The 13,538-nt window shown below is 69.1% G+C and carries 12 protein-coding genes; 8 read left to right on the top strand and 4 right to left on the bottom strand.

The window, feature by feature from the left end:
* Positions 1-28: 28 nt before the first annotated feature.
* The 4 genes from BUS84_RS08150 to lepB all read right to left on the bottom strand — a co-directional run bounded on the left by BUS84_RS08150 (position 29) and on the right by lepB (position 3,386).
* On the bottom strand, positions 29-328 hold the full coding sequence (locus tag BUS84_RS08150; protein ID WP_143728285.1) for a hypothetical protein: 300 nt from the start codon (positions 326-328) through the stop codon (positions 29-31).
* 2 nt (positions 329-330) lie between these two features.
* Positions 331-1,494 (bottom strand): PIN domain-containing protein, encoded by a 1,164-nt coding sequence (locus BUS84_RS08145; RefSeq protein WP_143728283.1) that lies wholly within the window; start codon positions 1,492-1,494, stop codon positions 331-333.
* A gap of 516 nt (positions 1,495-2,010) precedes the next feature.
* Positions 2,011-2,751 carry an SMI1/KNR4 family protein gene (locus tag BUS84_RS08140; protein ID WP_074310167.1) on the bottom strand — a complete coding sequence of 247 codons (741 nt, stop codon included), beginning with the start codon at positions 2,749-2,751 and terminating at the stop codon, positions 2,011-2,013.
* Between the two features lie 113 nt (positions 2,752-2,864).
* Positions 2,865-3,386 (bottom strand): signal peptidase I, encoded by a 522-nt coding sequence (gene lepB, locus BUS84_RS08135; RefSeq protein WP_084757287.1) that lies wholly within the window; start codon positions 3,384-3,386, stop codon positions 2,865-2,867.
* A gap of 245 nt (positions 3,387-3,631) precedes the next feature.
* On the opposite strand from lepB, the gene BUS84_RS08130 reads away from it, so the two are divergent.
* The 8 genes from BUS84_RS08130 (at position 3,632) to BUS84_RS08095 (ending at position 13,489) form a co-directional block, all read left to right on the top strand.
* Positions 3,632-3,991, top strand: a complete 360-nt coding sequence (locus tag BUS84_RS08130; RefSeq protein WP_074310163.1) for a hypothetical protein — start codon at positions 3,632-3,634, stop codon at positions 3,989-3,991.
* Positions 3,979-5,409 carry a HEAT repeat domain-containing protein gene (locus tag BUS84_RS08125; protein WP_074310161.1) on the top strand — a complete coding sequence of 477 codons (1,431 nt, stop codon included), beginning with the start codon at positions 3,979-3,981 and terminating at the stop codon, positions 5,407-5,409. The genes BUS84_RS08130 and BUS84_RS08125 overlap by 13 nt, the downstream gene beginning before the upstream one ends.
* Positions 5,410-5,842: 433 nt before the next feature.
* Positions 5,843-6,685, top strand: coding sequence for an IS5 family transposase (locus tag BUS84_RS08120; RefSeq protein WP_084757132.1), 843 nt, complete (start codon positions 5,843-5,845; stop codon positions 6,683-6,685).
* A gap of 45 nt (positions 6,686-6,730) precedes the next feature.
* The gene (locus BUS84_RS08115; protein WP_074310159.1) at positions 6,731-8,110 is read left to right on the top strand and encodes a tyrosine-type recombinase/integrase; all 1,380 of its coding nucleotides are present in this window, start codon (positions 6,731-6,733) and stop codon (positions 8,108-8,110) included.
* Positions 8,111-8,177: 67 nt separating this feature from the next.
* A complete protein-coding gene (locus BUS84_RS08110) occupies positions 8,178-9,995 on the top strand; it encodes a hypothetical protein (RefSeq protein WP_084757286.1) in 1,818 nt (605 codons plus the stop codon).
* Positions 9,992-12,070 carry a hypothetical protein gene (locus BUS84_RS08105; protein ID WP_074310155.1) on the top strand — a complete coding sequence of 693 codons (2,079 nt, stop codon included), beginning with the start codon at positions 9,992-9,994 and terminating at the stop codon, positions 12,068-12,070. Before BUS84_RS08110 ends, BUS84_RS08105 begins: the two co-directional genes overlap by 4 nt.
* Positions 12,067-12,483 (top strand): hypothetical protein, encoded by a 417-nt coding sequence (locus BUS84_RS08100; protein ID WP_074310153.1) that lies wholly within the window; start codon positions 12,067-12,069, stop codon positions 12,481-12,483. The genes BUS84_RS08105 and BUS84_RS08100 overlap by 4 nt, the downstream gene beginning before the upstream one ends.
* Positions 12,484-12,514: 31 nt before the next feature.
* Positions 12,515-13,489 carry an ATP-dependent DNA ligase gene (locus tag BUS84_RS08095; RefSeq protein WP_074310151.1) on the top strand — a complete coding sequence of 325 codons (975 nt, stop codon included), beginning with the start codon at positions 12,515-12,517 and terminating at the stop codon, positions 13,487-13,489.
* The last annotated feature ends 49 nt before the right edge of the window (positions 13,490-13,538 follow it).

Below are 13,538 nucleotides of genomic sequence, written 5' to 3'. Positions count from 1 at the left end.
ACGCTCGCTCCTGCGACACCCCGAGCGGCTAGTCGGAATTGATTATGTGCGGCCGAGAGAGGGTGATCGGGGGCTCACTCCGGGTTGTCGACGGGCGCCGGAACTCGCGTCGCGACACTGTCTCACCCTCCGCATACCCCCCGAGTCGTTGCTGCATGGTCAGCAACGCGGCCGAGTACCGGATCTCGGCCAGCCACGGACCGCCGTTGTAGCGCAGCTGCGCGCCGACCCGTCGCGCGGTGGCCACCTCGAACATGACGACGTCGGGTCGCTCGCCGCCAGCGGGGGTCGACGGCTCGTCCGCCTCTCCCCCACCCGACGTCTCCATGATCACTCCGGAGCGGGCTGGCCCTCGGCCGCCAGGGTCTTGTCCGCGGGCGGCGCGGCGAGCAGCTGCCCGACTCGCTGCCGGGCGAGCCCGGTCTGGTCGGCGATCTGGCTGTGGTTCAGCCCATCGGCGACCATCTCCTCCATCGCCTCTCGCCGGATCCGGGACAGGTGGCCGATCGACTGCTGGCGGACGTTGATGAGCTCACCGGCCCGGGCGGCGCGCACTGCAGGGTCTCGGATCTGTTCTACCTCGGCGTCTCGATCGCCGCCCTTGGCCTCTCGGCCACGGCGCCGCCGCGGCTGCTTCTCCTCTTCCTTTTCCTTCTCCGGCTGTTCCAGCCTGTGCACCCGCAGACCGACGTGGCGGCCGCGCATGGCCATCTTCGTGTCGTAGGTGACCAGCCGGACGGGCCGGCCGGCGAGGGCCTGCACGGCGACAGCCCGGTCGACGATCTCGTCGTCGTTGATGGGGAGCCGGACGTGGCCGGGCGGATCGAGGAGTACCTCGACGGTTACGGTGCCGCGAGCCTTCTCTTCGACGGAGAAGTCCTTCGGCCGGATCACTCCACCCTGCTCGTTGGTGATGCGGTCGATGTAGGCGACGGAGTAGCCGGCGCGGTATCCCTTCTCGGTGCCCTGCCGCTTGCCCTTGTCGAGCTCGTCGACCACGACCAGGGGCACGATGATGTGGACGTCCTCGAATCCGAGGTACAGGTCGCCGGCGAGGTCCCAGGCCTCGATTTTCTCGGGGTGCTCCATGTAGACGTTGGTGTCGAGCACGAGGAGCTCCGCGTGGCGCTCGAACCGCTTCACCTGCTCGGTGAGGTCGTCAAGCGCGGCTTGGAGGACGCTCACCCGTTCGTCCAGCTGCGTGGAGACCAGCCCGTTGATCAGACGTTCCCCACTCGGCCCAAACCCGAACGACCCGGCTGCCGAGAGCACCACCTCGTAGCTCTTGGGCGGCACCAGGTAGTCCAGCTCAGCCGGCCGGACCTGGTTGCGGAGTCGCCGCTGCGCCTCGTGGCACCAGTCGAGGTAGGCGAGGGCGCGCGAGAGCGCGTCGGGCCCTCCGCCGCCGCGGAGATTCACGATCGTCTCGTGAACGTTGATCAGGGCGGAGCGGAGGGCTTCGCGGCTGCTGCCGGGCATTGGCGTGATGAGCACGGGCAGATCCTTCCCCCGAGCGCGGGACCGCGCCACCCTGAAACGCTGCGGCTTGCAAGGCCCATTCGTTGTGGTGGAACTTCGCCCATGCCGGGTCCGCTCTCCCCCACGATGATCCGAGGGGGCGAAGATGAGGAGTGCTCACAGCCGGCGCGGGTGAGCCCGGCCCGACGCCGTACGGGGGCGGCGGCTGACCCCAGGCTGCGGCGGCCGGTCGCGGCGATGCTCGCCGCGACCGTCGACCAGGTGCCCGAGGGCCCCGACCTGATCCACGAACCGAAGTGGGACGGTTCTCCAGAGATTTCGAGGTGTCTCAGGGGCGAGACGTCCCCGCGCAGTCAACCTGACCATGCCGACCCGCGCGGCTTGATCGAGACCACGGTGAGTTGCTACCGGCGGCTCTGCGACATCGATGCGGTGTCCGCTTCTGCCGATGACAGGGCATTCGCTGCGTCAGGATCACGTAGGCGGTCGGCGGCCCACTCGGCCGTGAGGACAGCTGTGCAGGGGCCGTCATCACGGGTATGGACTGCGAGCTTGAACGTCCTGCAGCCATGCCGGACGCACCCCCCAAGAGTCCGACGGCGTGCTGCCCCATTCGCACGCCGGTCCAGCTCCAGGGTGAGTGATCACTAGAGGCGAGCTGTCAGGATCAGCCGCGAACAGGTCCAGATCGTCGGCGTAGCGGACAAGTAGCTGCGTCCAGGACGGCGCCAGCACGTCCCACGAGACGCATTCGACATCAACCCGAACCACCTGTCCGGGCGTTCCCCCCGGTGCCGGATCAAAATCGAGCAGCCACTGCACGTCGCCATTCATGTCGCCCACGACCACTGCGCCCGGCGAACCGATGATCGGTCGCACCGGCCCGTTCAGCCAGAGCATCTCCTCATCGACCAGGTGCGCCCAGACCTGAGGATCGTCCCAGTCCGGCTCCGGATGATAGTTGTTGCGCCACATCCGGGTCATCTCGATGATTTCGTTGGTGTCGTAGAGGTATTCCAGCGGTACCGGGCTGGGCTGAAGCTGACCCGAGTCGTCGTACCCCCGCTTGGTTCCGTTATGGGTGCGGAGGCTGGCGCGGAAATTCTGCGGTAGTGGCAAGGCCAACGCGGCCTCCACCGCATCGATTGCCTGTACCGCGGCCGGCGCATTGAGCTGCCGGAGGGAAGCCGGCAGGACACGACTCAGGCCAGCCTCGATCCGCGCCCACGCCTCGGTAACGCGCTTGTCGACGTCGGCTCCAGTGTCAGTCACGACACAGACTCTAAACATCGCCACCGCAGGCGCAACTACCACATCTGCCGCCGCCCGAGCGCTTAGCGTCGGCCGCCTCGGTACGTCCGTGGCAAGTGTCAGGTGTGCCCTGGTCAGTCGACCATTACGGCGAAGACCGACGACACCGGCACCGGCCCGGCACACCGGGAGTCGTTCGACCGGGCGCGGCTATCGCCCATGACGAAGACGGAGTCGGCCGGCACGGTAATCGCGGCGAACCGGCGCGGCCCGCAGTAGTTTGGGTTCGGCGGCTCGTCGAGCGACGCGTCCTCAGCCACATACGGCTCGGCCAGCGGCTTACCGTCGACCGTCACTTTGCCCGAGGTATCGCAGCAGGCGATGGTTTCGCCGCCGACCGCGACGACGCGTTTGAGCAGCGGCGCCTTACGGTCACCCCAGAGACCGCCGGGGGAACGGATCAGGACGACATCGCCGCGCCGTGCCTCATACGTGCCGGTTATTGTCCGTGCGGTGACAACCTGGCCGGCTTTGACCGTCGGCTCCATACTGACGCCGCCCTGGGTGAACTGTTCGGTGGCTCCCGCCTCGGTCGCGTCACCGTCGCCGCAGCCGGCAACAGCCATCACGAGAAGGAGCACCATCAGTCTGCGCATCCGACGGATCCTGCCAGAAGAGGCGGTGCCGTGCGGTCCGCCGGGCGCGGCGCGACCGGCCCTGCTGCCCCAAGGTCACATGCGCTGTCATGCCGCAATCCGCGCGTTACGCAGCGTCACGTCGAGCTGGCCCCGTTGCCGTCCGGACGTGCCGAGAAGCGGATACCGGATCGCATTGCGCGCTGGAACGCTCCCGAGCAAGATTAGGCCATGACATACGTGAAGGGCGCCCCGCGCCTCGCAGAGTGAACGGCCCGGCGCCGGCGGCATCGCCGACCAACTGGGAATGGTTGGAAATAGGCATCGCCTCGGGCGACGTCCTGGTCCCCGGCAACGATGAGCGGGAACACATTTTCTACTTTGTCCGGGCCGACCGGGACGGGCTGATGACCCGTCGCCTGCTGGCCTTCACGACCGACCCCCGCGCATCGGCGCGCCGGACGATGTTCGAGTTGCTGGACCAGTTGTGCGGCCAGAACTCCGACTGGCCCCTGGTGGCAGACGCCGCCGAGCCGGCCCTGAGCGACGTGGACCCGCCGGTGCGGCGTACCGCGGCGACGTTACTGGTGAACACCGCCGAACCTGATCGGCCATGGCGGCGTTGAACGCCTCGACCGATCCGGTCGTCCGGATCGCCCTCGTGGACGCCATACCCTGGCACCAGGTCCTGCGGCGTCAAGCCATCCTGGAACGCCTGCAGTCGGATCCCGTTCCGGCCATCCGGCTGCTGGCCAACATCGCAGTGTTTAGCATGGACGACGCGGCGGCCTGGCCGGCGCTGGACGCCGCGATCCGTGCCGATCTCGAAGCCTCCGCCGGTGTCCTCGACGCGCCGGGATCCCGTCTTCCGGAGACGGCGGGTCAGCACTGGGCACGGGCGCTGACCCGCCTCGACCGGGAGGACGACTGCTGCGTCTGGGCGGAACGGCTGGCGAACCCCGCCGAGAGCCCGGAGGCCAGGCTCGAAGGCGTACGGATGGCGGTCGCGGCGATGCGTGAGTGGCGCGCCGCGCCCGGCCGGATGACGCCGATGCTGACCGGCCTCCTGAGGGAAGAGCCTTCCAAGGTGCGGTCGGCGGCACTGCACGCGCTGGCGGCGTCGTTGACCGCGTCCCGGCTGGCCGCCGACGAGCTCGCGACGGTGATGGACGACCCTGAGCTCGGCGCGGTGGCCGCCACCGCGCTGGGCAGCGTCGGCGATCACCGAGCGGTGCCGCATCTGGTACGGCTGATGCTTTCCGTCAGCGACGAGCCCCGCCTGGCTGAGGCGTTCCGGGCGGTTGCCCGGGCGGGCGTTGATCCGGAGGCGCCGGTGGCCGCTGCCCGGCAGATCTTGGCCGCACATCCGGATTCGCACGCGCCGGAACTGCCGATGCGAGTGCTGGCCGCGTTCGGGCCGGCCGCGGCTGCCGCGGTGCCGGAGCTCATCGCCAAGCTCCGGGGGGCGGAGAACGACACTCCGGACTGGGCGTTCTATGTCTTGGGACGGATCGGCCCAGCCGCCGCAGCCGCGGTCCCCGAGCTGCGGCAGTATCGGACGCAAGGTGCGACGTTCGCCCTTCTCAAAGTCACGTCGGACCGGGGGGTGGCCGAACGGTATCTCGCCGGACTTCCGGAAGAACTTCACCGTGGCCGCTTCGTATCGGCGCTGCTGACCTGGCTCGCCGAGCACGGCGGGCTCACCATCCGCCAGCACAAGCAGCTGCGGAGCCTGTTCCGGGTTCACGGATCCGGGGAGGTGGAATCGGCCGGCGCACTATGGCTTCACGAAGGTCCTGCGGTAGCCGCTGAATTGCTGGAGGTCCTGCCGAAGTACCTGTCCGACGACCTATACGCGGCCAAGGTGCTGCGGGTATTCGCCGCGATGGGGTCGCATGCGCGGCCGATACTCGACCGGCTGGATCGGTTCGTGGCCTCGCGGCATCGGGCCGGGCTGAATATCGGCGGCTTCGACGCCGAGCTACGCGCGGACGAGACGCTGCTCGCCGCGACGATCGCCGCCCGCGAAAAGATCGCCGGATGAATCTGTAAGGTGCTCTGCTGTTCACACAACCCTACGAAGCCGCGATCAACCCACCATCGGACCGCCAACAGCAGACCCCGCGGCAAGCGACAGCCCGGGCGCCTCGACCGAAGCCTGGCCGGGCCACGGTCGCAGGTCAATGAAACAAGTAGCCGCGATCCGGGCGCTCTATCCCTCGTCGTGGTAACACGCTGTAGTCAGCTGGCGTGGTCATCCAGTGGATTCTGATCAGACTATCCGCCGCTACTGTCGGACGCTGGCGCCGTTGAGTGGTTGACGTAGTCGTCGACTGCCCGGAGCTGGAATGCACCTGTTCTTCGCAGACGCGCGGACGGTCCGTAAGGCTGGTGGTGCCCCAGGGCTGAGAGCGTGTTTGAGAAGGTCTGTTGTGGACGGCGTGTTGGCGTGACCCCGAGGATCTTCAGCGGGCAGGGTGGCTCGGGTGTCTGCTCGTCGTGGTTATCCCTCGGACCTGACCGATGCCCAGTGGGCGCTGATCGAGGCGCTGCTGCCGGAGCCAAACACGGACGGGCGGCGGGAAAAGCATCCTCGTCGGGAGATCGTCAACGCGATCCTGTATGTGGTGCGGGCTGGGTGTCCGTGGCGGTATCTGCCGGCGGATCTTCCGCCGTGGCAGACGGTGTACTGGTACTTCACCCGGTGGGAAGACGCCGGCGTGACGGAGAAGCTCCTGGCGGCGCTGCGTATCAAGGCGCGGGTGCAGCAGGGCCGCGAGCCGCAGCCGTCGGCGGGAATCATTGACTCCCAGTCAGTGAAGGGCGCTGACACCGTCGGCCGAGACAGCCGGGGCTACGACGCCGGGAAGAAGGTCAACGGCCGCAAGCGGTTCATCGTCACCGACACCTTGGGCCTGCTGGTCACCGTGACTGTCCTCGCCGCAAGCTGGCAGGACCGCGACGGCGCCAAGACCGCTCTGCTCAGCGCCTACATGGCCGCCCCGATCCGACACGTCTTCGCCGACCAGGGCTTCACCGGACGACTCGTCGACTGGACCCGCGACATCCTGCGCACCACCCTCGAGATCGTCCGCAAGCCCACCGACCAGCGCGGCTTCGCCGTGCATCCCCGCCGCTGGGTCGTCGAACGCACTCTGGCCTGGCTCACCGCCTGCCGCCGACTGGCCCGCGACTACGAACGCCACCCCGAGGTCTCCGAAGCCATCATCCGCTGGGCCGCCATCGCCGGCATCGCACGCCGCATCACCCGGGGTCGACCCGCCCGACGCCCAGCCCGACGCACCTTCATCTGGACCTGATCAGCCCATCTCAAACACGCTCTGAGTGCACCGGAGACTTCCGATGTGCTCGCGAGGTTCGCGCCGGCACCGGGTACGCCGGTGCTGCTGTCCGAGTCGATGTGGCCGGTGGAGCCGCTGTGCAGCTGGTTCCGGGAGTTGGCGCTGAACCGGCGTAGCCCAAAGACGATGCGCGGGTACGCGTATACGGCGTTGATGCTGCTGCGGTTCCTGCAGGCCCGAGGGCTCGACCTGGCGTCGGCTTCCGAGGCTGACCTCCAGGACTTCCGGCAGTGGCGGCTCGACGAGGCCGGGCAGACGGTCGGTGAGGCGGCCTGGGATCGCGACGCGGCAGCGATCGGCTGCCTCTACGACTTTCTGCTGCGGCAGGGCGTCGTTGACCGTCGGCCATGGCGAGCGACGACCCGGCGGCAGCGGACGTTGGCCAGCGGGACCCGCCGCGATATGCGGGTGCGGCACATGGAGCTTGAGCAGTACCTGTACTGCCGGGACGTCGGATTCGGCGGGCTGGCGCCCGATGGCGGTCTCGACCAGGGCTTCCGAGGCTGGCGACCGCATCGCAACCGCGCGGCCTGCGAGCTGGCACTGCTGACCGGGATGCGGATCCAGGAGTGGTCGACACTGCTGCTGCCCGAGCTGGGGCTGCTCGATGCTCGACGGCCGCGCACCGCCGATGTCGAGCTCGGCGCGTGCGCGAAAGCTGGGCACCACCGCTCGGTCTACGTGCCGGGGGACGCGATGGAACTGCTGGGCCCTTACCTGCTGCTGGAGCGGCCCGAGATCGTTGCGAAGGCGCAGGGCACGCTTCGGCGCGACCACCGTGACCTGTTCGTCATCAGCCGGCTGGAGGCGGATGGCGCGAAGGTCTGCGGCGTGCTTGAGGGCCGCACGGTCACCAGGTCGATCCGGGGTATGGATCCGCGGCTGCGGCGGATCGCGGTGCGAGAGACCGGGGACGGCCTCGATCCGCTGGCGGTGTTCATCGGCGCCGGTGGGCGGATGCTCACGGCCTCGGGATGGGACCGGGTCCGGTGGGCGGCGTGGGAGCGGATGAAGGCCGCGACGACCGGCGGGGTGGGACCGGAGCTACCGCGCCGGTGCTGGGTGTATCACGATCTGCGTCATACGTTCGCGCTGAGGCTGCTGATCTACTTGACCCGGCTGGCGTTGGGTGACGGCCGGGCGCAGCAGCTGCCCATGTCGACGCTGCTGGACCACATGAGCGGCAACCCGTTGTTGCAGGTGCAGCGGCGGCTCGGCCACGCGAGTCCGGCGACGACCTACCGCTACCTCCGGTACCTGAAGGACCCGATGCGGGACGTCGATGAGGCATTCCGGACCTGGACCGCCGCCGGCGGGGCCTCCTACGCCGACATCGCCCGGACGACGATGAGCCTCGGGGGCGGCGATGCCGCGCAGGGGTGAGCACCGCTCCGGATTCCCTCCAGCCCGCGCCGCGGAGCCGTCTGTCGCCAGGATCGGGGTGAGGCGGGTGACGGTGCCCGCGACCGGCCAGGCGGCTCTGCGCTCGGCCACGGCGGTGCTGTCCTTCGATCCGGCCTCGTTCGCGTGTGCGCGGCTTGCCGCGGAGTTGGCCGACGAGTGGGTGGAACTCGTGCAGGCCGGACGGCTGCGCGAGAGCGCAGGCCGCATGTATCTGACCGCGATGAAGGACTTTCTGACGCACGTCGGTTCCACGGTCGCGGGTGCTGGTTCGGCGTCGCTGGCACGGGGCGAGCCGGACCTGCATCACGCGGTCACCGAGTGGATCCGGATTCTGCCGTCCCGGCACGCTCCGGGTTCACGAACGCCGGGCTGGCATGCTGGGCGGGTCCGTGCCCTGATCGCCCGGCGTGCCGAGCACCCGGATCGGCCGGTCGCCGGGCACTTGAACGGCTGGGTCGCCGGCGTGCTCGGGGTCCGGCGCGGCGGCAGCATCGAGCTGGATGAGTTCAGCCGCGCCGACAAGCAGAAACTGGTCCGGGCCGCGCAGGCGGCCCGGCGGGCGACCGAGGTGAGGATCCGTGCCGGGCGGGCCCTGGCCGCTACCGGCGCGGACCCTGAGATCGGCGGCTGGACGCAAGCGGGAAACGTGCTGTGGGCCATCACGCACAACGCCCGCAGCTGCAGCGAAATCGTCAGCTTTCTGCCGGACCCGGCCGGTATGCCGTCGCACCAGGACTCGGGACTGCAAGGTTCGCGGCGGGATCGGCGCGGCGTGCTGCGCCACTTGGTGGGGCAGCTGTTCCTGACGAACATGGACCTGCACGCCTACAAGATCCTGCTGATGGCGGCCACCGGCAGGGCACCGGAGGAGATCACCGGGCTGACCGAGGACGACATCGAGTTCAGCCCGCGCGGCGTGACGATCACCTTCGGCAAGAACCGCGCGCACGCCCGGATGCGGCAGGCGTTCTCCAGCGAGCCAGCCGCGGCCGGGCTGCTGCATCCGTCGGGGCCGCGGCTGGACGCGGCGGAGATCATCCGGTCGCTGCTGGAGCTGAACCGGCCGCTGGCCGAACAGATGGGAACCTCACCGGTCCCGCTGTTCCTGCGGGCATCGCTGGACGGCGTGTCGCTGTCGGTCGGGCTGCCGACGCGGCGCAAGGGCCAGACGTTCACCGACTGGCTTGCGATCAACAACGTGACGGTCGACGGCGACGCCGATATCCGCAGGCTGCGCAAATCCACCAAGGTCGAGAAGGCCATCGCCTTCCGGGGGCGGATCAGTGACATCGCCGACGACCATTCCGCGCAGACGTTCCGCGGCCACTACGCCCATGGCACGACGCTACGGGTGATCGCCGGAGACGTGGTCACCGCCGCGCAGCGGCACTGGCTTCACAAGGCACTGGCCGGGCCGATCGTCCTGGACGAACAGGCCACCCAGTCGCTGGCCGACCCTCAGGCCGCGGCGGTGCTCGGGTTGAGCCCGGCCGACGTCGAGGCGCTGCGGGCCGGGCAGCTGGACATGGGCGTCACGGACTGCACCGACCCGTTCGCGTCGCCGTTCGGCCGGCCCGGTCAGCTGTGCCCGGTCGCGCCGCTACGCTGCCTGGAGTGCCGCAACGCCTTCGTGCTGCCGTCGAACCTGCCGCAGCTGCTGCTGTTCGCCGACCACCTGGACAAACTCGCGCTGCGACTGTCGCCCCAGCACTTCCACGCGCTGTGGGGCCAGAGCCGCACGAACCTGATCGACGTGCTCAAGTCCCGCACCCCTGCCGAGATCGCCCAGGCACGACGGCAAATCGCCGAGGACGGCATCACCCTGCACCTTCCCCTGGCCAGCACCGTGGAGTTCGACGCGTGACCACCACCGCCTCACCGGCCCCACGCCCGTCCGCCTTCTACCGCGACGACGAGGCGGTCATCCAGTCGCACCCACTGTTGCCCGGAGCGATCCCGCCCCGGTTCGGTGACACCGACTGCTGGGACCTCAATGGGGTGGTCCACAAGGCGCCCAGCCACCCGTCGGCGGCCATCCGCGTGCTGTTCCACGACCTGGACCCGGCCTGGAACCTGATGGCGCGTGAGCTGGCGATGCTCTGGCTCAACCCGCGCCACCCGGCGATCCTGGCCGCCGGCGTCCACCTGCGGGCCGACCCGCTGGCGGTGATGACCGTGACGCAGCGGATCGGACACCTGCGGCCGCTGGCGGCGTTCGGCGCCGAGCGAGGGCTGCCGCCGAACCTGCGCGGCTGGAGCCCGGAGGACTTCAAGGCCTACATCGCGCACCGGCAGACGATCACTGAGCCCGGCTCCGTCACCAACCACGTCCACCTGATCAAAGCCCTGCACCGCGTCCGTGCGGCCCTGACCTGCGGCGGCCTGCCGCACGACCCCTGGCCCGGAATCTCGAGCAACGCCGTGGCCAACCAGCCGATCGTTCCGGAGCTGCGCACCCCGGTCATCCCGCCGGAGACGTGGTTCCCGCTGGTCCGCAACTGCTGGACCTACATCGACGTCTTCGCCCCCGACATCCTGCGCGTCGCCGCCTACTGGGACGACCTGCGCAGCCGGCCGTTGACCGGCACCGATGCGGCGGGACGGTTCGATACCTGGCTGATGGATGCGGCGAACACGATCCCGACGCGCCGCGCCCGGCCGAGCGAAACCCCAGGGCCGAAGATCAACCTCAGCCTGCTGGCCCGGATCATCGGCGTCCCGCCGGATTTCTTCCAGAACTCCACACCCCACGGCCGCCGGCGCCGAAAAGCCCTCGAACGTCTCGTCGTCGAAGGGCGCACCCACCCGGGCCTGCTACCGGACCTGGTGGAGGTGGGCCGGCCGGACGGCAGCCGCGGACCGTGGCACGACAGCCTCGGCCCCACCGAGCTGCAGGTGGAGCAGGTCATGTTGCGCAACGCCTGCTTCGTGTTCACCGCCGCGCTGTCCATGATGCGCGAGTGCGAGCTGCGGGCCATCACCAAAGACGCCCTGGTCGAGCACTACGGCAGCCCCGCGGTGAAATCCACAAAGCAGAAGCTGGACCCGGACCTTCCGATCAAACACTGGTGGATCACTCCGCCGGTCGCCCGCGCGATCGAGTTGGCCGGGCGACTATCGCAGCACGATCACCTCACGTTCGCCTCCGTCGGTGACCGGTGGGCCGGTGACAGCTTCGCCAGCATCGCCGCCATCGACGACCTCATCAACCACATCAACCGCTGGCGGCATGTCAGCGGCCTTGAAGAAATTCCGGACGGCAACGTCACCCCGCACATGTTCCGCCGCACCATGGCCATGCTCACCCGCGACTTCCCAGGCTCCGAGATCGCCGTCGGCATGCAGCTCAAGCACGTCACCACCAGAGCCCTGGCCAACCGCGTCACCGGCAGCTACATGGACAACGACCCGTCCTGGGCACGCCACCTCGACACCGCGATCGCCGACCACCGCTTCGACCGCCTCACCGAACTCTTCAACGCCGACACCGCAGGCCAGCACATCGGCTACGGGCCCGGCGCCGACCGGATGCGCGAAGCCTTCACCGCCGTCCGCGACCAGGCCGAGCGCCTGCGCGCCACCGGTCAAGCCCGGCGCGGCGACATCCGCGTCGAACACGACCTGCTACGCCGCACCCGCATCTCCATCCGCTTCGGCAAACTCAACCACTGCACCATGAACGACAACGACCCCGCCGGCGCCAAGTGCCTCGAAGACGCGATCATCCCCGACGGCCACCGCGGACCACTGCTCGACCGCTGCCAGCCAGGACGTTGTCCCAACAGCGTCATCGCCCCCGAACACATCCCGATCTGGACCGCAGAGCGATCCGCTCTGGGCCGGATACTCGCCGAGGGCAAGATCGCCGCGAACCATCGACGCCGCGTCGAGTCTGAACTCCAGGAAGTTGACCGAGTGCTGAAGCGGAGCAATCAATGACCGCCCCCGTGTCCCCAGCCACACAACAACGGCTGCGCGAGGCGATGAAGCGCCTGTTCGACGGCCAGCCGATTCACACCGACGGCAAGCTGACCAAAAACAACCTCTGGCGCGAGGCCGAGGTCAGCCGCGCCACCATGAACCGCGCCGCCGACATCCTCGCCGAATGGGACGCTCGGGTAGCAAACAGCCTCGCCGGGGCCGCCTCACGGCACCGCGGCGAAGAACTCGACGATCTACGAAGCAGCCTGGAAGCCAGCCGCCGAAGGTGCCGCCAACTGCAAGATCAGGTCGATGCCGCTGCCACCGTCATCGCCGCCCTCGCAGCGGAAAACACCACGCTACGCAGGCAAGCTATGAACACCTCGTCCGTCGTCGTTCCGCTTCAACAAAGGTCGACAGTACGAGCGTAGGTCGCGCACCGAACCCTGCGGCCAACGAGGGCTGTCTCATGAGACACCGGCGAGTCTGGAGAAGGACGGTTGGCGTCTGCTCGCCTTTCGAGAGAGCGATGGGGTGTACCTCCAGTCGCGGGCCGGACGGAACCTCACCACCTACTTCCCGGACATCACCCGGGTGATCCGCGAGGCGATCCCGGCTGGTGTGGTGCTCGACGGTGAGTTGATCGTCTTCGAGCGCGGCCGGACGAACTTCGCGCAGCTGCAACGCCGGATCACCGCCGGCCGCGGCCTCCTGCGACTGGCGCGCGAGTGCCCGGCGCACTACGTGCTGTTCGATCTGCTCGCGGACGCCGGAGGCGAGGTGATCCTGGACCTGCCGCTGTCGGAGCGGCGGGCCCGGCTGGAGCAGCTGCTCGTCGACGCGCCGACGCAGCTCACCCTGACTCCGCAGACAACCGACATGCAGCAGGTCTCGGACTGGCTGGTGAACTGGACCGTCGCGGCGGGCATCGAGGGCGTGGTCACTAAGCGGCTGGGTTCCAGGTACGAGTTGGGCCGGCGCGGCTGGTGGAAGTTCCGGATCAGGCTCGTGACCGAGGCGATCGTCGGCGGGGTGACCGGCAGCATGCGCAGCCCCGTCACCGTTCTGCTCGGGCGGTTCGATCGGAGGGGCCGGCTGCGGTACACCGGCCGAACCCACCCGCTGACCGGCGCCCAGCGGGAGCATCTCGGCGGGATGCTGTCTCCGCTGAACCCTCTGCAGCGCCGCCGCGCCGCCGTGGTGCACCCGTGGCCGGAGCCGCTGCCGGCGTCCTGGTCGGGGCAGCTGGAGCGGCCGGAGCCGCTGCGGTACGTGCAGGTGGAACCGACGGTGGTGGCAGAAATCGACGCCGACGTCGCCTTCGAGCACGGACGGTGGCGGCACCGGGTGCGGTACGCGCGGGCCCGCCCGGACACCTCGGTGTACGACGTGCCGCTGCTGCTCGGCGAGGAGGAGGGCTACTTCGGCGAGACGTAGCAGCGCACTCAACAGAGTTGGTGTGTGGCGCGGGGAGGCTCAGATGACC

The sequence above is a fragment of the Micromonospora cremea genome (assembly GCF_900143515.1).
Lineage (GTDB): Bacteria > Actinomycetota > Actinomycetes > Mycobacteriales > Micromonosporaceae > Micromonospora > Micromonospora cremea.
This window is presented reverse-complemented; position numbering and strand designations above follow the sequence as displayed.